Source organism: Metabacillus litoralis, from assembly GCF_007994985.1.
Lineage (GTDB): Bacteria > Bacillota > Bacilli > Bacillales > Bacillaceae > Metabacillus > Metabacillus litoralis.
In genome coordinates, this window is sequence record NZ_VOQF01000007.1 from 45,699 (window position 1) to 66,136 (window position 20,438).

The 20,438-nt window shown below is 33.5% G+C and carries 22 protein-coding genes; 4 read left to right on the forward strand and 18 right to left on the reverse strand.

What is annotated here, in order from left to right:
• Positions 1 to 351: 351 nt before the first annotated feature.
• The 5 genes from hemW to gpr form a co-directional block, all read right to left on the reverse strand.
• Positions 352 to 1,488 (reverse strand): radical SAM family heme chaperone HemW, encoded by a 1,137-nt coding sequence (gene hemW / locus FS935_RS13150; protein ID WP_240050919.1) that lies wholly within the window; start codon positions 1,486 to 1,488, stop codon positions 352 to 354.
• A gap of 102 nt (positions 1,489 to 1,590) precedes the next feature.
• Complete coding sequence (lepA, locus tag FS935_RS13155; protein WP_146949076.1) at positions 1,591 to 3,414, reverse strand: translation elongation factor 4; 1,824 nt, start codon at positions 3,412 to 3,414, stop codon at positions 1,591 to 1,593.
• Positions 3,415 to 3,695: 281 nt separating this feature from the next.
• Positions 3,696 to 4,046, reverse strand: a complete 351-nt coding sequence (locus tag FS935_RS13160) for a YqxA family protein (protein ID WP_146949077.1) — start codon at positions 4,044 to 4,046, stop codon at positions 3,696 to 3,698.
• A gap of 21 nt (positions 4,047 to 4,067) precedes the next feature.
• On the reverse strand, positions 4,068 to 5,270 hold the full coding sequence (gene spoIIP / locus FS935_RS13165; protein WP_146949078.1) for a stage II sporulation protein P: 1,203 nt from the start codon (positions 5,268 to 5,270) through the stop codon (positions 4,068 to 4,070).
• A 67-nt stretch (positions 5,271 to 5,337) separates the two neighbouring features.
• On the reverse strand, positions 5,338 to 6,465 hold the full coding sequence (gene gpr, locus FS935_RS13170) for a GPR endopeptidase (RefSeq protein ID WP_146949079.1): 1,128 nt from the start codon (positions 6,463 to 6,465) through the stop codon (positions 5,338 to 5,340).
• Positions 6,466 to 6,747: 282 nt separating this feature from the next.
• On the opposite strand from gpr, the gene rpsT reads away from it, so the two are divergent.
• Complete coding sequence (gene rpsT, locus FS935_RS13175; RefSeq protein ID WP_146949080.1) at positions 6,748 to 7,014, forward strand: 30S ribosomal protein S20; 267 nt, start codon at positions 6,748 to 6,750, stop codon at positions 7,012 to 7,014.
• A gap of 143 nt (positions 7,015 to 7,157) precedes the next feature.
• Here rpsT and holA read toward each other — a convergent pair whose 3' ends face one another.
• A complete protein-coding gene (gene holA, locus FS935_RS13180) occupies positions 7,158 to 8,189 on the reverse strand; it encodes a DNA polymerase III subunit delta (RefSeq protein ID WP_146949081.1) in 1,032 nt (343 codons plus the stop codon).
• Between the two features lie 391 nt (positions 8,190 to 8,580).
• Here holA and FS935_RS13185 point away from each other — a divergent pair, with 391 nt between their 5' ends.
• A complete protein-coding gene (locus FS935_RS13185; RefSeq protein WP_146949082.1) occupies positions 8,581 to 8,715 on the forward strand; it encodes a YqzM family protein in 135 nt (44 codons plus the stop codon).
• Between the two features lie 59 nt (positions 8,716 to 8,774).
• Here the strand turns inward: FS935_RS13185 and FS935_RS13190 are convergent, their stop codons facing one another.
• From FS935_RS13190 to FS935_RS13200, 3 genes are all read right to left on the reverse strand, one after another.
• On the reverse strand, positions 8,775 to 11,105 hold the full coding sequence (locus FS935_RS13190; RefSeq protein ID WP_275669614.1) for a DNA internalization-related competence protein ComEC/Rec2: 2,331 nt from the start codon (positions 11,103 to 11,105) through the stop codon (positions 8,775 to 8,777).
• A gap of 205 nt (positions 11,106 to 11,310) precedes the next feature.
• Positions 11,311 to 11,871, reverse strand: a complete 561-nt coding sequence (locus FS935_RS13195) for a ComE operon protein 2 (protein WP_146949084.1) — start codon at positions 11,869 to 11,871, stop codon at positions 11,311 to 11,313.
• 116 nt (positions 11,872 to 11,987) lie between these two features.
• A complete protein-coding gene (locus FS935_RS13200) occupies positions 11,988 to 12,635 on the reverse strand; it encodes a helix-hairpin-helix domain-containing protein (RefSeq protein WP_146949085.1) in 648 nt (215 codons plus the stop codon).
• Between the two features lie 199 nt (positions 12,636 to 12,834).
• Between FS935_RS13200 and comER the strand changes: the two genes are divergently transcribed.
• Positions 12,835 to 13,668, forward strand: a complete 834-nt coding sequence (gene comER, locus FS935_RS13205; protein WP_146949086.1) for a late competence protein ComER — start codon at positions 12,835 to 12,837, stop codon at positions 13,666 to 13,668.
• A gap of 393 nt (positions 13,669 to 14,061) precedes the next feature.
• Here the strand turns inward: comER and FS935_RS13210 are convergent, their stop codons facing one another.
• From FS935_RS13210 to FS935_RS13245, 8 genes are read right to left on the reverse strand one after another with little or no spacing between them, the layout of a single operon-like run.
• The gene (locus FS935_RS13210) at positions 14,062 to 14,808 is read right to left on the reverse strand and encodes a class I SAM-dependent DNA methyltransferase (RefSeq protein ID WP_146949087.1); all 747 of its coding nucleotides are present in this window, start codon (positions 14,806 to 14,808) and stop codon (positions 14,062 to 14,064) included.
• Positions 14,805 to 15,161: a ribosome silencing factor gene (rsfS, locus tag FS935_RS13215; protein ID WP_146949088.1), complete on the reverse strand. Its 357-nt coding sequence runs from the start codon at positions 15,159 to 15,161 to the stop codon at positions 14,805 to 14,807. The genes FS935_RS13210 and rsfS overlap by 4 nt, the downstream gene beginning before the upstream one ends.
• Positions 15,161 to 15,733, reverse strand: a complete 573-nt coding sequence (yqeK, locus tag FS935_RS13220) for a bis(5'-nucleosyl)-tetraphosphatase (symmetrical) YqeK (protein ID WP_146949089.1) — start codon at positions 15,731 to 15,733, stop codon at positions 15,161 to 15,163. Before yqeK ends, rsfS begins: the two co-directional genes overlap by 1 nt.
• On the reverse strand, positions 15,720 to 16,295 hold the full coding sequence (locus FS935_RS13225; protein ID WP_146949090.1) for a nicotinate-nucleotide adenylyltransferase: 576 nt from the start codon (positions 16,293 to 16,295) through the stop codon (positions 15,720 to 15,722). Before FS935_RS13225 ends, yqeK begins: the two co-directional genes overlap by 14 nt.
• A 21-nt stretch (positions 16,296 to 16,316) precedes the next feature.
• Positions 16,317 to 16,610 carry a ribosome assembly RNA-binding protein YhbY gene (gene yhbY / locus FS935_RS13230; RefSeq protein WP_146949091.1) on the reverse strand — a complete coding sequence of 98 codons (294 nt, stop codon included), beginning with the start codon at positions 16,608 to 16,610 and terminating at the stop codon, positions 16,317 to 16,319.
• On the reverse strand, positions 16,604 to 17,449 hold the full coding sequence (gene aroE, locus FS935_RS13235) for a shikimate dehydrogenase (protein WP_146949092.1): 846 nt from the start codon (positions 17,447 to 17,449) through the stop codon (positions 16,604 to 16,606). Before aroE ends, yhbY begins: the two co-directional genes overlap by 7 nt.
• 18 nt (positions 17,450 to 17,467) lie before the next feature.
• A complete protein-coding gene (gene yqeH / locus FS935_RS13240) occupies positions 17,468 to 18,574 on the reverse strand; it encodes a ribosome biogenesis GTPase YqeH (protein ID WP_146949093.1) in 1,107 nt (368 codons plus the stop codon).
• Positions 18,575 to 18,578: 4 nt separating this feature from the next.
• Positions 18,579 to 19,094 (reverse strand): YqeG family HAD IIIA-type phosphatase, encoded by a 516-nt coding sequence (locus FS935_RS13245; protein WP_146949094.1) that lies wholly within the window; start codon positions 19,092 to 19,094, stop codon positions 18,579 to 18,581.
• Positions 19,095 to 19,471: 377 nt separating this feature from the next.
• Here FS935_RS13245 and FS935_RS13250 point away from each other — a divergent pair, with 377 nt between their 5' ends.
• The gene (locus FS935_RS13250) at positions 19,472 to 19,612 is read left to right on the forward strand and encodes a sporulation histidine kinase inhibitor Sda (protein WP_146949095.1); all 141 of its coding nucleotides are present in this window, start codon (positions 19,472 to 19,474) and stop codon (positions 19,610 to 19,612) included.
• 419 nt (positions 19,613 to 20,031) lie between these two features.
• Here the strand turns inward: FS935_RS13250 and FS935_RS23440 are convergent, their stop codons facing one another.
• Positions 20,032 to 20,187 carry a hypothetical protein gene (locus FS935_RS23440; RefSeq protein WP_158638608.1) on the reverse strand — a complete coding sequence of 52 codons (156 nt, stop codon included), beginning with the start codon at positions 20,185 to 20,187 and terminating at the stop codon, positions 20,032 to 20,034.
• Positions 20,188 to 20,438: the final 251 nt, after the last annotated feature.

A 20,438-nucleotide genomic window follows, 5' to 3' on the forward strand; every position in this document is an offset into this window, starting at 1 on the left:
TTAAAATGTCAATTATAATCTCTTAATATTTTTTCGGATAAACACTGTTTTTAGATTCGTTTATAATCTTCTTATCTTTTATGTTGGTTCTGTTAAACTTTGTTGTTGATTTCCGTTACAGGCATTCGCTTTCCCGGGAAAAAATGCAGTTCGTTTTTTCCTAGGGAAGAATAATGAAAAATCCCAACTACCGGCTTTTTCAAAGGACCATTCTTCCTAGGTCCGGGAGCCTCCTCGTAAGCTGCGCGCCTGTGGGGTCTCCCTTTGACACGCTTCTCTAAGCAGGAGTCTCATGCCTTGCACTCCAATCAACAAAGTGCTGAAAATCAACATTAAGCTTTAACATAGCCTTTATGTTAGAAGAAACTCCTGAAAAACTTCATTACCCAAAAGCTTACCTTTATGTGTTAATTTGATGCTAACACCATCATCTTTCACTAACCCAAGTTCAACTTGCTTTTTAATTTTCTCACCAAATTGACGATCTAGTTCGATGGAAAATTTATTGTAGAATGCTTCTTTATTAACACCTGCAGTTTTTCGTAAACCTAAAAACATTTCTTCTTCCATCTTCTCATTCAAACTCACTACATGCTCACTATTATAAGCATTACCCTTTTCCTTAATACTGTCTATATATTTTTTAACAGGCCCTATATTCGATGTTCTCACTCCATCAACATATCCATGAGCACCTGCACCAAATCCATAATAATCTACGTTATTCCAATAGGTTAGATTATGAAAGCTTTCAAAACCAGGGATCGCATAATTACTTATTTCATATTGTGCAAATCCATGATTTTCCATCTCCTCCATCGCTATCTCATACATCTGTGCTTCCAGCTCTTGAGGAGGCAATGATAACCTTCCTTTTTGCATAAGATTATAGAAAACTGTTTTTGGTTCAATAATCAATGAATAAGCAGAAAAGTGTTTTACATTTAGGCTAAAGCCAATTTCTAAGGATGCTTTAAAATCCTCAACAGTTTGTCCTGGAAGTCCATACATTAAATCAATACTCATATTTTCGAACCCAACTTCCTCTGCTTGCTTAATGGTTCGGAATACATCATCTCTTCTGTGGACTCGACCGATTTTATTTAAAAGCTCATCATTAAAACTCTGCACACCTATACTCAAGCGATTTACTCCAGCGTTTTTTAATACATGCAGCTTTTCGCTCGTAAGCTCTCCAGGATTTGCTTCTACTGCAAATTCAATCAGCTCTTTTGTTGGAAGAAGCTCTTTTGTAATTCCTTCTAATAGCCGATCAAGTTGTTTAGCTGTTAAAGCAGTAGGTGTTCCTCCACCGATAAATATTGTTTTCAACATATTCTGCTTTCTTTGAGCTGTCGCATGGTGCATCTCATTTATAAGCATTTCAATATATTCGTCTACAGGCTGTTGTTTAAAAAACACTTTATTAAAGTCACAATAATGACAAATATGATGACAAAAAGGGATGTGAATGTATGCTGACTGAATCATATTTTCACCTTCTAATTAATAAGCCGCAGACTAGGCTGCGGCTATCAGATTTCTTTGCAGATGCAAATTATATCATGTTGTGTAGTACAAATTAAGAAATCAGCTTTCATCCATACGAAGTACTGCCATAAACGCTTCCTGTGGCACTTCTACAGATCCAACCATCTTCATTCGTTTTTTACCTTCTTTTTGTTTCTCAAGTAATTTACGTTTACGTGAAATATCTCCACCATAACATTTTGCAAGTACGTTCTTACGCATAGCTTTAATTGTAGATCTAGCAACTACTTTTTGTCCGATTGTCGCTTGAATCGGTACCTCAAATTGCTGACGAGGTATTAATTCTTTTAATTTTTCAACAATGATTTTACCTCTGTCATATGCTGAATCACGATGCACAATGAATGATAATGCATCAATTTTCTCTGCATTTAAAAGAATATCCATTTTCACTAATGTAGATGTTTTATATCCGATCAATTCATAATCAAATGATGCATATCCTTTAGTACTGGACTTTAATTGATCAAAGAAATCATAAACAATTTCTGATAAAGGAATTTCATAATTAATATTGACACGAATGTCATCCAAATATTGCATATCAATGAAATTTCCACGCTTCTTTTGACATAACTCCATTACTGAACCAACATAATCATTCGGAACCATAATTGAAGCTTTTACATAAGGCTCTTCAATACGATCAATTTTTTGTGGATCAGGCATATTAGAAGGATTATCAATACGCAGTGATTCGCCATCAGTTAGATGAACATCATATATTACACTTGGAGCAGTAGTGATTAAGTCAATTTTAAATTCACGTTCAATACGCTCTTGTATGATTTCCATGTGTAGCAATCCTAAGAAACCACAACGGAAACCAAATCCTAATGCTTGAGATGTCTCAGGTTCAAATTGAAGAGACGAATCATTTAACTCAAGCTTTTCCAATGCTTCACGTAAGTCATTGTATTTTGATGTATCAATTGGATATAAACCACAGAAAACCATTGGATTTAGTTTACGATAACCAGGTAGCGCTTCTGTAGCACCATTTTTAGCACTCGTAATTGTATCACCAACACGGGTATCTCCAACATTTTTAATGGCTGCACTTAAAAATCCAACATCACCAACATTTAATTCTTTTAGTTGGACGGGTTTAGGTGTGAAGACACCTAATTCTGTTACTTCAAATTCTTTACCCGTTGCCATCATTTTAATTTTTTGTCCAACCTTTACAGTTCCTTCAACAACTCTGATGTACGCAACTACACCTCTATATGCATCATATAAAGAGTCAAAAATAAGTGCTTTTAATGGCCCTTCTGGATCTCCTTCTGGTGCAGGAACTTTTTCTACCACTTGTTCAAGTATTTCTTCAATACCAATACCAGCTTTTGCAGATGCTAAAACAGCTTCAGAAGCATCTAAGCCAATAACATCTTCAATTTCTGTTCGCACACGCTCAGGTTCAGCACTAGGCAAATCAATTTTATTAATAACAGGTAAAATTTCTAATTCGTTATCTAGAGCTAAATACACATTAGCAAGAGTTTGAGCTTCAATACCTTGAGCAGCATCAACAACCAACACCGCACCTTCACAAGCAGCTAAACTACGTGAAACTTCATAGGTAAAATCAACATGTCCTGGTGTATCTATTAAGTGGAAAGTATAGTCTTCTCCATCTTTTGCTCTATATTTTAACTGAACAGCATTTAATTTGATCGTAATTCCGCGTTCTCTCTCTAAATCCATAGAGTCCAATAATTGGTTTTTCATCTCACGTTGAGTTAAAGCAGATGTTTTTTCTAAAATACGATCTGCTAAAGTCGATTTTCCGTGATCAATATGGGCAATAATCGAAAAATTACGGATTCTCGACTGCCTTATTAACTTTTCGTCTTTATTCATATTATTTCTTCACTCCTACATAGCTTACGAATACACTATTTCTCATTATATCAATAGGCCTAGCAAGATTCAATGGATAAAAAATAAGTACACAATGTGAGTTAGATAAATACAGCGTACTATCTTCTGTAAACCTTTTGCTAATGTCTTCTTTATGTCTTAGAAAAAGTGTTTCGATTCTTTGAGGAAAATATCCCAATAGACTGTATACATTGTTCTTCTATAAACAAAAAAGCTGATAGAATAGGTTATCAATCTAACCCCCTATCAGCATTATTGTATCATTCTAAAAATCCATTAATCCATTGTGCAAATAAATCGACCAAAGTCGATATCCCATGACTTACGATATTAGCAAACTGCTTTCCAATATGAGAGAAAAAATTAAATGCTTCAATTTGTTCCAGTTGCTCTTGTTTTTGTTGTAGATCTTGACTTGTCACTTCATTACCAAGGATTGAAGCATCAAACTCTCCAGTTTTTTCACTATCAACTTGAAATGCTCCTTGAAAATCTGGGTCATTATATCCCTTCATCTTTATCATACCTTGATTAGCTTGCTGCATGCCAATTAACACTCCAAAAAGAAGCACCGAGCAAAGTATAAAACTTTTGAGCATAAATTTTATCATTTTGCTTCCCTCACAATGTTCTTACTTTTTTTCCTCAGATGTTTGTGTATTCACTTTCTCAGCTTGCCAATAAAATTCACTAAACACATCAGATATAGCTGCTACTGAATTTTTCAGTTCATCTAAATTATTATCAACTCCACCAAACTCTAACAGAAGAGCGTTACTCGATAAATCTTGATTGTAAACTCCGTTAACTCCTTTACCAGCTTGTTCAAATATCCCTCTACTTAATCCAGGATACTTTTTCTCTAGTAAAGCATGAAGCTCTTTCGCGATTTTCTCATTCTTTTCAGCTGTTGGGTTATCGCCACCAATAACAAAAGCAATTTTCGCGTAGGTTTTATCGCCGATTTTAATTGTTGTGATATCTTTTCTTTGCGAGTCACGATGAATATCAATGAGATACTTTAATTCCTGATTACTAGCCATTGCTTCTTGTACAACAGGTCTAGAAGCAGTGTACGATTTTGCGTAATTCCAGCCTTTTTGCTTCAGGTTGGCTTGTACATCTGTTTCCTCGACTTGTGAACCTATCCCTTGATCTTGTAGAGCTTTTCCTAATAGCTCACTAACTAATGTGACATTTGCCTTCGAATGTATGGCTCGATTTGGATCTTTCTCACCTTCTAATAAAGGCAGATATGACTCTGTATTATGTGTGTTATAAATATAAACAACCTTCTTATCACCTGTTGTTAGTGCTGGTGGTGCTTTTGGTTCATCATTTGTCTCATTGACTACATCATTTTTATTGATCGAAGCTTCTCTTTCTTGTTCAAGAACCTCAGTTGGTGGTGGTGATTCATATGGCATATTCGTATAATTTGTTCCATCTCCTGCAACAACAATTTCACTATCAAATAATGAAAAGCCAGGAAGCTCACGACCCAGAAGACTTCTTGGATCATCTGGATTAATGCTTGTCGCAACTGTAAAAATTAGAGACGAAAGTTTTATAGGCTCTGTCTGCTCAGGTAATGCTGATGCAAAATATCGGTTTTCTGCACCTAAAAGCTGCAAAAACGATTCTCCATCAATATTAGTTGTTAAATCATTTATTGACGATGATGTTAATCTATATTCTGGTTTCAAGGATGTTAATATTCCCGATAGCAAAAACGTCATAAATAGTAAGATGAAGCTAACAATGAACCCTTTTTTAATGCTTGTCCCATTTAGTGTTACGACCATATTATTTCGACTAGTATGAGCTCGCTTCATTACAGTAATCCTCCTTATGCTTGTCTACTAAATTGTATGACTAAGCATAAGGAAGTAGAACATTGATTTAATGAGTATAAGCTCCTGAATTATCTTGATCTACCTGTTGATGAAGAGCTGCATTCAAACCACTAGCAATGACATTAGCCATATCATCAATAAATGTATCAACTTCTTTAGGAGTAACCATTAAGTTATGTCCTAATGGTGATAAAACTTCATGAATTAATTTTCTTTTTTCTTCATCCTCAAGACCCCCAACAATACCTAAAAATTGTTGGCGATGCTCTTCGCTAGGTAAATCTTCATCAGTCAAAACTCTACGTTCACCAAAGCTCAATCCGGCTGGAGTTAATGATTTTGAAGGTCTATCTCCTTCACTCATTTCTCGACCAAAGTGTTTTAGAATAAAGTCGATCGTATCACTTGTAATGGATACAGCATCAACAACAGTAGGTATGCCAATAGCAATTACAGGAATTCCATATGTTTCCTTACTTAATGCTTTTCGCTTATTACCGACTCCAGATCCTGGATGAATACCAGTATCTGATATTTGAATAGTTGTATTTACTCGCTCTATTGAACGAGCTGCTAGCGCATCAATTGCTATAACAAAATCTGGCTTAGATTGTTCAATAACTCCAGAAATAATATCACTCGTTTCAATACCTGTTATTCCCATAACACCAGGAGCTAAAGCGCTGACAGGTCTAAAACCCTCTTGAACATTTTCCGGCTGTAGTTTGAATAGATGTCTTGTTATTAGTAAATTTTCAACAGCTAAAGGACCTAGTGCATCAGGTGTAACATTCCAATTCCCAAGTCCAACTACTAAGCAGCTTGCATCTTTAGAAATGCCCAGATTTGATAAGAAATGATTAAATTGCTTTGAAAATACCTCAATTACTTTTTCCTGCAACTCTGTATCTTTTTGTCTAATTCCTTGTACTTCGAGGGTTAAATATTTTCCTGGTTTTTTCCCAACAACATTTGCACCTTCATCATCAATATCAATTGAAGAGATACTAATTCCCTCTTCATCCCATTCTTTTATAACAACTCCAGAAATATGACTTTGATCAACTGCTTCTGTTCCACTCGCAGTTATTTGTTGTTCAAGTGCCATTGCTCTTGCTTCAACAGCCAAATCCGTTCTTACTGAATATGAACTTAAATCTAAAGACTTTCCCATAAAAATACCTCCCAATTAGTTCCTTGTCATATGTTTGCCATATCTGCTAGGAAACATTCCCATGTTTAATGGAATTAAGACTTGAAACCGCAATCTTTTGGATCTTTAACGAGATAAGTAGAACATTAAAAATAAAAATACGTAAAAAATACCTGTTTCAATGTAATTTCCTTTACATTAGTATTGCAATATACATGTCTGTTTGATAGAATATCTTTTGTTCATGTAAAGGTAATGATCGAGTAAAATAGATCTCGATTTACTTCTTAGGAGGTGAAATATATGCCAAATATTAAATCTGCAATCAAACGCGTAAAAACTAGCAATGAGCGTAATGCACATAACTCAACAATCAAATCTGCTATGCGTACTGCTATTAAAAAAGTAGATGCATTAGTTTTAACTAACGATGCTGATAACGCAAAAGCTGCACTTGTTGAAGCTAACAAACGAATTGATAAAGCTGCACAAAGTGGATTAGTTCATAAAAACACTGCTGCTCGTTACAAATCACGTTTAGCTAAAAGTGTTAACGGATTAACTGCGTAATTATAAGAAGGACAAACATTGTTTTCATTCTTATACAAAAAAAACGATCCCACTTAGGATCGTTTTTTATTTTTCTATAGATATAAAATTAATTTTTTTATATAGCTTTTCAACAATCAATCATAAACCTTCCAGAATCCAGCTTATGTTAATGACTTTTCATCAAATAGCTTTAATAAAAATAGCTCTAATAAAAGCTGTTTATCTTTTTTACCAGTTTTCATTTCGTAATCTGCTTCTGCAAGCTCCATTAAAAGATGAGCTAATTCATCTGTTGAAAACAATCTTGCTTGCTGTAAAGCTAATTTCACTCTAAATGGATGCACTTTTACCGTATTAGCTATTTGCTGCTGTCCGTATCCTATGTTAGATAATTCTTTTACATGTAAAATTAATCTGAATTGAGTTACTAATAAAGAGAGAATTTTAATTGGCTCTTCATTATTTTTTAACAAATCATAGAAAATTTGTAATGCATCTTTACTTCGTTTATGAATAACATGTTCAATTAAATCAAAAATGTTCTGTTCTAACGTTCTAGCAACTAATAACCTAACTGTTTCAGATGTAATGACCCCTTCTGCCCCTACATATGTACTTAGCTTTCCTAACTCTTGATGAATCATCATTAAATCCCCTGCTGTAAGCATAATTAACTCTTCCATTGCGTCTTTTTCAAGTGATATTTGTTCTTGTTCTACTATATCCAACATCCAGTTTTTAGTATCACTATCAGACAAAGAATTCATTTCAATTACTTCAGTTTGTTTTTTTACTAATTTGGTAATTTTTTTTCGCTCGTCCAACTTTTCATACGGAGCCATAAATACAAGCACTGTATAAGGTGCTGGTGAATGTATGTATTGTTCTAGTTTTTCGATGTTATGTTCTACTTTTTCCTTTTTCTTTTCACTTGTCAAAAACAAAGGATTTTTAACAATAACAACTCTTTTTTCACCCATAAATGGCAATGTTTCAGCATCTTCAATGGCTGTTTCAATTGGTGTTTCCTCCATATCATAAACAGACAAATTAAAATCCTTTTCCTCTTCAAGTACTCCAGCTTCTACTATATATTGAACAGTTTCCTGCATTAAAAAGGACTCTTTACCAATTAATAAATAAACTGGTGCTAAATTCTTTTTCTTTATATTTTTCCATATATTAAAGATCATTACTTTACTCCCATCATTCTTCTCATTCATTAGCTTTAGAGAACTGTCCAAAATAATTCAGGGACATTTAACTAGAGCCCTTCATTCATGGTAAAATGAAAACAGTTGTTTGGCAAGTTTCAAAAATGATTTTGTATGTATGAAAAAGAGAATTGACACATGAACAGGTCAATTCTCTCTTATCTATGTGAACGTTCCGTCTTCAGGTCCTAGGTACCTAAATAGAAACGATACTACGATTTCATCTTATTGTAGCCAATCGAACCATAATTATCGGTTATCAAATATAGTAAAGTTGGGAATAATAGCCTGATTGCTAAATAAGTGTTATCCTACTGTAGATTTTTTAAAATTAATCGCTTATACTAAGTATGATATAGGAGGGGTAACAGTGAACGAATTTGAAAAAAACGTCCAAAGTAAACGTAATGACGCTGTTGATTCTGGAGTAGGTTTTATTGCTTCATTTGGATTCTTCGCGACAATTTTTATCATTGCGACTGTTATTAAATTAATCGGTTCTTAATATCTTGTGTACTCTTACATAGAGGCTGCTTGCTATAAGCAGTCTCTTTTACGTTTTCGTTATTTTACTTCATCATATGGTGGATGTGTCAAAAATGTTCCACTATTTCCTTTATAACGATATAAAACCGCACCATCCAAATCTGTTCTCAGTATGTTTATATTTCTTTTAAATAGCTTATCAACTACCTCTTTATGAGGATGTTGATATCGATTGTTATAACCTGCTGAGACGATTGCATAAGACGGATCAATTGCATCAAGGAATTTCTCAGAAGTTGAACCTTTACTACCATGATGGCCAACTTTCATTACATCTGCTTTTAAAGATGGATATGATTTTATCATTAGTTCTTCACTATTGATTTCTGCATCACCAGTAAACACCCACTTAAGACCTCCAATTTTTGCCCATAAAACAAGAGAATCATTATTTTTACTTTCTGTGAGTTTATTTGGAGAAACAACATGAAATGAAAGATCTTTGTAGTTTAACTGATCACCACTTTTGACTTCTTTTATGTTTATTCCTTTTTCAAAGGCTTTGTTTATTATATTTTCCTCAAGCTCACCTCGTTCAAATCCTATAGGGATAATGATTTGTTCAATTTTAATTTCGTCCATCAGGGTTAATACTTCCCCTATATGATCAAAATCACCATGAGTTAAAAATAAACCATTTAGTTTTGTTACTCCAATAGATTTTAAATAAGGAACAGTAACAGATTTGACGATGGAATATGATCTATTAGACTTCTCCCATTCTTCTTTTGGAAATGAAACCTTTCCACCAGTATCAATTAAAAATGTCCCTCCATTAAATGGTTGCTGTATAAATATCGAATCACCTTGTCCAACATCTACTGTAAGCACTTGACCGACTGAATTCATTTTTTGACCAAGAGCTTGGCATACAAAAAGGAGCAAAAGAAGCATTGTTGGTAAAATTAACGTTTTCCCTTTCTTTGTTTTTTCATATCGTATAAATAGTAATAATAAAAGGACTATACAAAAAAATAAGAAGATCAGTGAAGGTTTGCCTGTTGTAATTGTTAAAGGAATAGTAGAAGCAAAAAGAACAAGTTGATGAGATAGTTCAAGTAGTGATGTTATCAAATACACAAAAAGAGGACCTATGAAAGGAATGGATAAGGTAAAAGTTGCTACGATGGCTAAGGGTAAAATAATAAAAGAATAAAAAGGTACAAAGATCATATTCATCGGTAAACTGATAAGAGAAAATTCATAAAAATTTGATAGCAATAATGGAATTCCACAAATCTGTGCAATGAGAGAAACAGTTGTTAATTTTAAAATCCAACTAGTGAAATACTGTAGTATTCTAGAAGACAACAATAAACCAAAGCTGACAACAAATGATAATTGAAATCCAATTTGAAATAGATAATAAGGATTTATAAATAATAAACATAAATATGTAAAACTGATCACATCTAACGGTGGAACTTTTTGTTTTAAAAGTTGTAAAACAAAATAAATAATGACCATCATAGAAGCTCTTAACACAGATGGTGCTCCTCCTGTCAAAACCATGTAAATTGGTAAAAAAATAATCATAATAATCTTTGATTTTTCATGAGTTATACCGAAGAAGATCAGTAAAAAATAGATACCACCTACTAAAAGGCCAACATGTAACCCTGATATGGCTAATAAATGAACAATACCAAGTTCCTGGTAAGCTTGTTCGATATCTTCCTGAAGTAAATGTCTTTCACCAAATATAAGCGCCTGCACAATACCAACAGATGTTTTTGAAAAGTTTCTTTCAACCAAATTTAAACCTGATTTTCTTAAATTTACTAGTGTGTTCATTACACCACGATTAGTAGAGTAACAGTTTTCAATTTCTTTCACTTGATACTTCCAATGAATATGATGATCATACAAATATTGTTTATAATTAAAAGCATTCGGCATTGTGGGTGATTTAGGAATCTGTAATTCACCTTTAAATGTACAGCTGTTGCCAGATTCAAGTTTTTTATATAAATGCTTTTCATTTTGTGTTTTTAAAACATATGAGAAAACTAACTTCTCTCCTTGTGGGTTTTGAATTGTTCCTGTTAAAAAATTACCGTCTATCGTAGGAATCGTGATTATTTCTCCTATAGAAGTATATTCACCTCCTTGTAAGGAAGTTTTATTACTAATTTCAGTAACATGAAAAACTCCGAGATAAGTGATAATCGTCAATAAACAATACACAAAGAGTGGCAATCTATTTTTCACAAGGAAAAAAACGAGGTAAAAGCATGTAGAGATAATAGCTAGGGGATGGAAGTCAAAACGACTTACTAATATAGCTAAGCTGGCAGCTATTGCATAAAATAATAAATTTCCTTTTATTAGTAAACACCTCTTATTCAAAGCTTTAATCTAATTGTGAAAAAGATATAAAGGCTGGCTTCTTTTTAAAAGCCAGTCCTTATTTTTAGATCAGAAGGTTCAAAAACTTTATTGGGTTTTGCTATCTAGCTCTAGCGTATTCAAACTTCAGACCATTTAGCAACAATGTGTTATAATCATTTGCTTTCCTTTGTACGAAGATGACCAAGACACTGCTCTTGTTATTTTAGCGGAAAAGACGGTCAGCTTCATTTTGTAATGAGTTCATTTCATCTTGATTGATATTATCTTGTGATAATTTGTTTAATAAACCAGTAACAAATTCTCTTTTTTTCTGAGTATTTTGATCTGGATATTCTTTTTCTAATTTAACGTGTTCTACCTTTACACCAGCTTGGGAAAATAATTCAATTGCATATGGGTGGTTTTTATAGTCAACCGCATAATATACTGTTTTAATTCCGCTTTGTATAAGAGCTTTACAGCATTGGAGACATGGAAAATGTGTGACATATATTTCTGCACCTTCGGTTGGCACACCAAATTTTGCACACTGTAGTAACGCATTCATTTCAGCATGTATTGTTCTAACACAATGGTTATCAATTACATAGCAACCTTCATCAGAGCAATGAACACCACCTGCAATTGAGCCATTATATCCTCCCGCTATGATTCGTTTATCTCTTACAATTGTTGCACCAACAGCTAATCTTGTACAAGTACTTCTTAAAGCTAATAAATGACTTTGTGTCATATAATATTGATCCCAAGAAATTCGACTCACTTAAAACTCCTCCACTCGACATATTTCTGCTTTTAAGTTTATCGAGAATGCTTATACTTCGTCAATTTATTATTTTTGTATTTTTCGAGGGTGAATTTCCATTTTATGATCAATAGCTATTTTACTAAAATCTCTTCCTTTAATTTTTCATATGATTTATCGCCAATTCCTGTTACTTCTAGTAGCTCCTCAGGGGACTGAAATAATCCATTTTCTTCTCTATATGTCATAATTGCTTCAGCTTTTGCTGGACCAATTCCTGTTAATGTTTGAAGCTCTTCGATCGTTGCTGTATTAATGTTTACCTTTTGTACCTCCTGATCATTATCTAGCCCCCCTTTCTGACTTAAGAAGGGATTTACTTCGGTTTCACCTTTCTTAGGGATATATAGAACCATTCCATCTTGTAAAGGAGCAGCTAAGTTAACTGCAATTTCATCTGCATCACTATTTAACCCTCCAGCTTTTTCTATTATTTGATGAACTCTTGCATCTGCTTCAATTTCATAAACACCAGGTTTATAAATAGCTCCTTTTATATCTACTATAATTACGTTTGGTTCTTGATCAATACCTTCATTCCCCTCCATTTTTAGTTCAAAGGTTTCCTCGTCTTCTTGTGAAATACGATCCAATTCATGATCTCCTTCAATCATTTCAATTTTCTCTGATTGATCTGCAAAAAAGTAATAACCAAAAGTCACCACTATGAATAAGCTAATCAATACCAAAATCCATTTTTTGTTATTTTTAATATATTCCATTCTATTTAATCTCCTTAAATAATATAGTTAAAAAGAAGTAAACTTGGTTTTTAGTTTTTGAATTTGACTTTTAAAGAAGAAGCTCCAAGCTAATACAATCCAACATTTCACATTCAAATCTCGATTATTTTTAATCATAAATAGTCAATAACCAACATATCGTGTATGAGAGAATTGCATATTAAGGAGGGGATTTCCATTGAACATTGGATTTATTGGAACAGGTAATATGGGGAGAATTTTAATCGAATCCTTTATAGAGTCGGGAGCTATTAAACCTTCTTTTATTTATATGACAAATAGAACACTTGCTAAGGCTGCTACTATTAAGGAACAATATTCAAATCTTCACTTAATGGAAACTGCAGAAGATGTAGTAAAACGTTCTGATATTGTATTTATTTGTGTAAAGCCATTGGATATTCACCCCCTTTTAAAGGATCTAGATGACCTGTTAACACCGAACAAATGTATAATCTCTATTACTAGTCCTATCAGTGTTGAACAGCTTGAATCACTTGTTAAATGTCAGGTAGCCAGAGCAATCCCAAGTATTACGAACAGAGCTTTCTCAGGTGTATCACTACTTACCTATGGAAAATCATGTCATAAAGAAACACAATGTGCGATTGAAGAGATATTTGAGCAGGTCTCAAACCCAGTTCAAATAGAAGATAACGTAACAAGAGTAGCATCAGATATCGTTAGCTGTGGTCCTGCTTTTTTTAGCTTTTTACTTCAGCAATTTGTGGATAGTGCAGTAGCTGAAACAGAGATCACTAAAGATCAAGCTGTTTTATTAGCAAGTGAAATGATTGTTGGTATGGGAAAATTACTTGAAACAGAAATCTATACACTTCCAACATTACAGGAAAAAGTATGTGTTAAAGGTGGAGTAACAGGAAAAGGCATTAAAGTGTTAGAAAATGAAATCGGAGATATGTTTAATAAAGTATTTCAGGTAACACATGAGAAATATTATGAAGATATTGAGGAAGTTTCAGTACAATTCAAAACAATAACACATAAATAATTCTCTACAATTAACCATAATCCTGCTTTTTCAAAATTTTTTTTAGCTTTCTTACAAAAATGAACTAACAAGATTACAAATACAAGGGCTATGTTAAAGGTTATTGTTGATTTTTTAACACTTTGTTGATTGGAGTGAAAGGCATGAGACTCCTGCTTAGAGAAGCGTGTCAAAGGGAGACCCCACAGGCGCGCAGCTTACGAGGAGGCTTCAGGACCTAGGAAGAATGGTCCTTTGAAAAAGCCGGTAGTTGGGATTTTTCATTATTCTTCCCTAGGAAAAAACGAACTGCATTTTTTCCCGGGAAAGCGAATGCCTGTAACGGAAATCAACAACAAAGTTTAACAGAGCCAATACAAAAAATAAGGAGTTCTCCTTTTAATGGAGAACTCCTTATTTTTTCCTTGCAATAAAAAAGATTCGCTCAGTTGTTGGTGTAGGGTCTTCATTTAATTGAAAATCACTACATATCTTCACAATTTCAAAGGAAGCAGATTGTAATAATTGTTTGTATTGTTCGATATCAAATGTTCGCTGGTAATGCAGTTCATCATACCGCTCATAGAATTCACCTTGCTTAACAAAAAAAGAAAGATCGTGCTCAATACTGTTTTCTTCTTCTCCAAGATACGAACTCCAGATAAAGCTTATATCATCGTCTTGATCAGCAAATGTTGCATCTGCAAAAACATTATGAATTTTATAAAGTGAATGAACATCAAAAATAAACAATCCATTATCATTCAATTGATTATAAACAGCTTCTAACGTTGATTTTACGTCCGATATCGTTCTTAAATAATTTAAAGAGTCACAACAAATCGTAATCGCATCAGATCGCTCTGTGAAGCCTGTAAGCTCACGCATATCTTGCTGTAGGAACAACATATTGACTTTGTTCTTCTCAGCCTTTGCCTGAGCTACAGTGAGCATATCCTCACTTAGGTCGACACCAGTGACATTGAATTGTTTTTTTGCCAATCGAACAGCGATTTCACCTGTGCCACAACCAATGTCTAAAACATTCTTAGTGTTCGGTTGATACTTAGAAAAAACTTCAAGAATTAATTCTGCCCATTGATCATATGGCGCATCTTTCATGAGCTGATCATAGATATAGGCAAATCCTTGGTAAATCATTGATTTAGTTCACTCACTAAATCCTCAGTTGGCGCATCACCCCATAGACGTTCAAGGTTATAATAACCTCTTTCATCTTTATGAAAGACATGTGCAACAACATCTCCTAAATCAATTAATATCCAACGAGCTTCATCAAAGCCTTCTAAACGTTTTACAAAAATACCTTCCTCAGCAGCCTGCTCTTTAATTTCTCTTGCAATGGCTTGAACTTGTTTATCAGAGTTACCGTGGCAAATTAGGAAATAATCTGCTATTAAAGAAATCCCCTTCATATTAAGTGCAATAATATCCTCTGCACGTTTGCTATCTGCTGCTTTTGCTACTGTTGTTAAAATATCTCTTTCTCTCATTAAATAGTTCTTCCTCCTTCTAATACTAACCAATTGTATGTTGAAATCGTGTCTGGATAAACAGCTTGATTTTTCTTCAGTAAAAACATAATACTATTTTGTAATGATTTTATTAAAGCTTTATCTAAGCTTTCCTCAGCAAGTTCTCTTACTTCTTCTACACCTGGAAAATGTCTACCGGGTTCAATATAGTCTGCAACATATATAATCTTTTCCAGTAAAGACATATGAGATCGACCTGATGTATGAAACTTTATAGCATTTAATATGTCTGCATCACTTATCCCCACTTCTTTTTCAACGAGAAATGCTCCAACTGGTGCATGCCATAATTCACTATTATACTCTAAAAGTAAGGGTGAAAACTTTTGTTCAATAATTATTTGTTTCATCACATCTTTAGGTCGAAATTTAGCGTAATCATGAAAAATTGCTGAAAGTTCTGTTTTTTTGAGATTTTCACCATATTTCTCCGCTAAATGAATAGCCGTTTCCATTACACCAATTGTATGGATGTACCTATGTTCGGTTAACTGCTTTTCCACTATTTTTAATGCTTTATCTCGTTCCATATAAATGATTCCCCTCAATATATCTTTTCACATCTTCCGGTAAAAGATAAGCAGTACTTTCATTTTTATTTAAACGCTCCCTAAGCATCGTAGAAGAAACATCAAACATCGGGATCTTAATCTCTTTTACTGGATAGTCCGTTTCCGTCTTATACCCATGTCTTTTTACACCAATAAATGAAACTAACTTAATGATTTCATCGATTTTATGCCAATGAGGAAGAAATTCAATCATATCAGCACCGATAATAAAATGAAAGGAATATTCCGGGTACTGCTCACGCAATATGTGAATTGTATCATATGTATATGACGGACCCTCACGCTCTAATTCTACCGTATTTATTTTAAATTGATCATGATCCTTTAAAGCAAGTTTGAGCATGTTTAGCCTATGCCTACTATCTGAGAAATGTTTTTCTGTTTTATGAGGTGGAATTTGATTAGGAATAAACCAGACTTCTGATAACTGCATATTATTAAGAATTTCACTTGCAATTAACAGATGCCCAAAATGGGGTGGATCAAATGTTCCGCCCAAAATTCCAATTTTTTTAGTCAATCCCTTCCACCTACTTTCATTTTATTGAGGTAAATTAAGTTTCTTATTTTCCTTTGATTCTTTATATAACACAATTGTATTTCCGATAATCTGTACAAGCTCTGCTTTTGTTCCTTTTACAATTTCTTGTGCAACAGTATCTTTATCTTCTTCACAATTTTGTAGGATTGAAATTTTTAAAAGCTCACGTGCTTCTAAAGCTTCGGAAATTTGATTAACCATATTTTCGTTAACTCCACCTTTACCTACTTGAAAGATTGGGCTTAAGTGGTGTGCTTCTGATCGTAAAAAACGTTTCTGTTTTCCTTTTAACATGTTTTAGTACCTCCTAGTTTGTCCATTACTATCGCGGTCATTTTCTCTACAGAAGGCTTTTGTTCTGTCCATAATTCAAATGCTAGTGCTGCCTGATGAACAAACATCCCAACACCTGTGTGGACGGTTAAACCTAAAAGTTCTGCTTCTTGAAGTAATGCTGTCTTAATCGGATTATAGATAATATCACTAACAACTGCAGTTGATTTTGCATGTTTTAAACTAATTGGCTTTTGGTCTATATTAGGATGTAACCCAACTGCTGTTGTTTGGATGATAATATCATAGCTTCCTAATTGTTGTTCGGCTTGGGTTAAGCTTAATGATGTGCTTGTATTTGGAAAAGGACATTGCTGTACCAATTCCTCAGCCTTTGAAACAGTTCGATTACATAAATCAATATGCTGACAGCCTTGATGCGTGAGAGTGAAATAAATACCTCTTGCTGCACCACCAGCACCAATTAGTAGAATCTTTTGTTCACCTAATGGCTTTCTCACTACATCCTTTAAAGATCTAACATAGCCATTTCCATCAGTGTTATATCCTATTAATCGACCATTCTTATGAATAACTGTGTTTACAGCTCCTGCAATTTGTGCTGTTTCATGTAGTTCATCTAAAAGTGGAATAATTGATAATTTATGTGGAATTGTTACATTGAATCCTTTAACCCCAAGAGTCTTTAAAGCCTTAACAGATTCTGTTAATTGATCTTGTTCAACATGAAATGCATGATAATATCCATCAAGTTTTCTTTCCTTAAATGCATCATTATGAATGTTTGGTGACATAGAATGTTCAACAGGACATCCGATAAGACCATATAAGTTCCCCATGTTATATACTCTCCTCAATTAAATTAACGATTTCCTTAAAGTTACATTTACACCTTTAGGAGCATATGCTACAACTTTTTTTCCCGGATTATTTACTGTAACCCATCCTAAACCAGAAAAAACAATGTCTGTTTTTGCTTCTTTAATCGTATATTCATGAGGTATTAGTTTAGGAAATGTATCAACATCTTCTTGTCTAGGTGGAGATAATAATTCTCCAGCATGTTTTTCATATAAATCATCGGCATTTTCTAGTTTTGTGCGATGTATTTTCAAATCAGTAGGAATATAGCAAACTAATGCTTCCTTTCCTCCTGAAACATAATCAAGACGTGCTAAGCCCCCAAAGTACAATGTTTGTTTTTCATTTAATTGGAAAATCATAGGCTTAATTTCTTTTTTAGGACTTAGTAATTTTAAATCACGCTTGTCTACATAATGTGCCATTTGATGGTGATTTATTATACCAGGAGTATCATAAAGAGCTGCTCCATTATCAAGTGGAATTTCAATTAAATCCAATGTGGTACCAGGATAATGAGAAGTGGTAATAACATCATTAACTCCAGTTACTTCTTTAATCATTCGATTAATAAATGTCGATTTCCCTACATTTGTACAACCAACAACATAGACATCTTGTCCTTCGCGATATTGATCAATCAATTCTGCAACCTCTCTAATTCCATGCCCTTTTGCAGAGCTAACCAAACAAACATCAATAGGTTTTAATCCTAATTCTTTTGCTTCTCTTTTCATCCAATTAATTAACTTTTGCTTCTTAACTGACTTTGGTAATATGTCACTTTTATTTCCAACTAACAAAATTGGATTACCTTTTACAAATCGATGGATTCCTTGAAGCCAGCTACCATTAAAATCAAATATATCAACAATCTTAACAATTAATCCTTTTGTTTCACCGATACCATGTAAGATTTTTAAAAAATCATCATCTGTTAATGAAACATCTTGAATCTCATTATAATTTTTTAATCGGAAGCAACGTTGACATATTACCTCTTCCTTCTCTAAAGCACTTGGTGGAGCATAACCTAAATTTTCTTCATTTTCAGTTTGAATAGCGACTCCGCAGCCTACACATGAAAATTGATCTTCTAACACGCTTTTATTCCTCCCATTGAATCATACCTTTTCGCTTTAAGCTATCCATAATTCTACGTTCTATTTGTCGGTTTATCCTTGTGAAAAAACCATCTGTGGAAGCAACAGGAACAACCAGTATCGTTTGAAAACCATTTCGATTTCCACCAAGAACATCTGTTAATAACTGATCACCGATTACAACAACATCTTCTTTTTTTAAATTCATATCTTTTACAGCTTTTATAAAAGCTTTACCCATAGGTTTTCTCGCTTTATATATAAAGGGGATATTTAAAGGCTCTGAAAATGATTTCACACGAGCTTCTTTGTTATTTGAAACAATTGTAACTTTCATTCCTTGATCTTTTAATTCTTTAAACCATTCTAATAGTTGAGGTGTTGCATTTGGTCGATCCCATTCAACTAACGTATTATCTAAATCTGTAATAATCCCTTTAATTCCGGTTTCTTTAAGCTTCTTAGGTGAGATATGATAAATACTCTTCACATATTCACCAGGTAAAAATTGTCGTAGCATGAGTTTCAGCACCTCATTATCATTTTTTTGCCATCTTACATCATAACGAATTTAAGTCATAGTTTCAAAACAAACTTATAATATATGCAAAAATGTTTTTAGAAAACACAAAAACTTTTCGACATTTTCCGACTCTCTTCAACAGTTGTGGATAATATTATACACATTATACCCCTTGTAACGATTCGTTTTTTCACTGTTATAAACAACATACCCACAGCTTATCCACTTACAACTGTGGATAACAGAACGGTTGTTCTATCTTCTCATTCATGTTAAATTTAAATCAATAACAATATATAACAAATTTCACTAACGCAAATAAGTTGCGTTACTACCTGTTAGGAGGTGTAGAGCCAAGCAGTTGGCCATCAACCATGCGTAAACTTTCTGACGAATTATTAATTGAATCTTATTATAAAGCAACTGAAATGAAACTACATGATGATTTTATAGAATTAATTACTATGGAAATTAAACGCCGATCTTTAGGACATGTTTTAAAAGCTTCTTCTTAAAAGCTTATATACATGCCGGTAGACGGCTCTTTTTTTTGGCTCTTTTCTCTGAAATTGTTGTTTTTATAGTTCTTCATCATAAACATTTTAAAATTCCTACCGAAGCAGCGGTACAAGAGAGATCCCACAGGCACTGCACGTCGAGTAAGCTCATCGTCCGCTCTGTGGAAAGTGAGTATACTGTAGCACATAACACCCTTCTCTAAAACATTTATATAGCTACACAGTTTACGAAAACAGCCTTTTTTTATGTTGTCCATTCCTATTAACCACTACACTAACTTATCTATTATTTATGTATCCACATCTAACCAAGAATGTTAATTATACCATTACTTTTCATGCACCTCTAGATCATTTTTATGAAAGAAACAAACCTTACAAGGGATGACTTTAGAATCTAGTCATCCCTTAATTGTTTATCGATAATAATTGTAATAATAGTAGCCTCCACCAATAACAAGCAATAGAATTAACAATACAACAATAAAGGCGTACCAATAACCATATCCAACTGCTCCTTGTGTTGGATAGTATGGATACGGACCTGGACCATAAGGTGAATAACCCACCATATAAGAAACCTCCCTTAAATACCCATCTATATAATTAGTTATATGTACATTGCTTAGGATAAGTTTAGGCGTTAAACCCAAATCTACGAAGAAAATAATCAATATTTTAAACTTTTTAAGCTAATGGCAATGTTTTTCGGCAGGGCATGACTAAATAAAACAGTGTAGATTCATTCTTTAAAGATAAAGATTTTTAGATCAAAAAGATAACTTCTTTATGTGTACAGACACAAACAAGCTATCTCTCACAT

Coding starts and splice junctions, on each gene's coding strand:
- lepA (WP_146949076.1), bottom strand. CDS start 3,414: ATGAATAAAGACGAAAAGTTAATAAGGCAGTCGAGAATCCGTAATTTT.
- FS935_RS13160 (WP_146949077.1), bottom strand. CDS start 4,046: ATGATAAAATTTATGCTCAAAAGTTTTATACTTTGCTCGGTGCTTCTT.
- spoIIP (WP_146949078.1), bottom strand. CDS start 5,270: ATGAAGCGAGCTCATACTAGTCGAAATAATATGGTCGTAACACTAAAT.
- gpr (WP_146949079.1), bottom strand. CDS start 6,465: ATGGGAAAGTCTTTAGATTTAAGTTCATATTCAGTAAGAACGGATTTG.
- rpsT (WP_146949080.1), top strand. CDS start 6,748: ATGCCAAATATTAAATCTGCAATCAAACGCGTAAAAACTAGCAATGAG.
- holA (WP_146949081.1), bottom strand. CDS start 8,189: ATGATCTTTAATATATGGAAAAATATAAAGAAAAAGAATTTAGCACCA.
- FS935_RS13200 (WP_146949085.1), bottom strand. CDS start 12,635: ATGGAATATATTAAAAATAACAAAAAATGGATTTTGGTATTGATTAGC.
- FS935_RS13210 (WP_146949087.1), bottom strand. CDS start 14,808: ATGATTTACCAAGGATTTGCCTATATCTATGATCAGCTCATGAAAGAT.
- rsfS (WP_146949088.1), bottom strand. CDS start 15,161: ATGAGAGAAAGAGATATTTTAACAACAGTAGCAAAAGCAGCAGATAGC.
- yqeK (WP_146949089.1), bottom strand. CDS start 15,733: ATGGAACGAGATAAAGCATTAAAAATAGTGGAAAAGCAGTTAACCGAA.
- yhbY (WP_146949091.1), bottom strand. CDS start 16,610: ATGTTAAAAGGAAAACAGAAACGTTTTTTACGATCAGAAGCACACCAC.
- aroE (WP_146949092.1), bottom strand. CDS start 17,449: ATGGGGAACTTATATGGTCTTATCGGATGTCCTGTTGAACATTCTATG.
- FS935_RS13245 (WP_146949094.1), bottom strand. CDS start 19,094: ATGCTACGACAATTTTTACCTGGTGAATATGTGAAGAGTATTTATCAT.
- FS935_RS13250 (WP_146949095.1), top strand. CDS start 19,472: ATGCGTAAACTTTCTGACGAATTATTAATTGAATCTTATTATAAAGCA.
- FS935_RS23440 (WP_158638608.1), bottom strand. CDS start 20,187: ATGGTGGGTTATTCACCTTATGGTCCAGGTCCGTATCCATACTATCCA.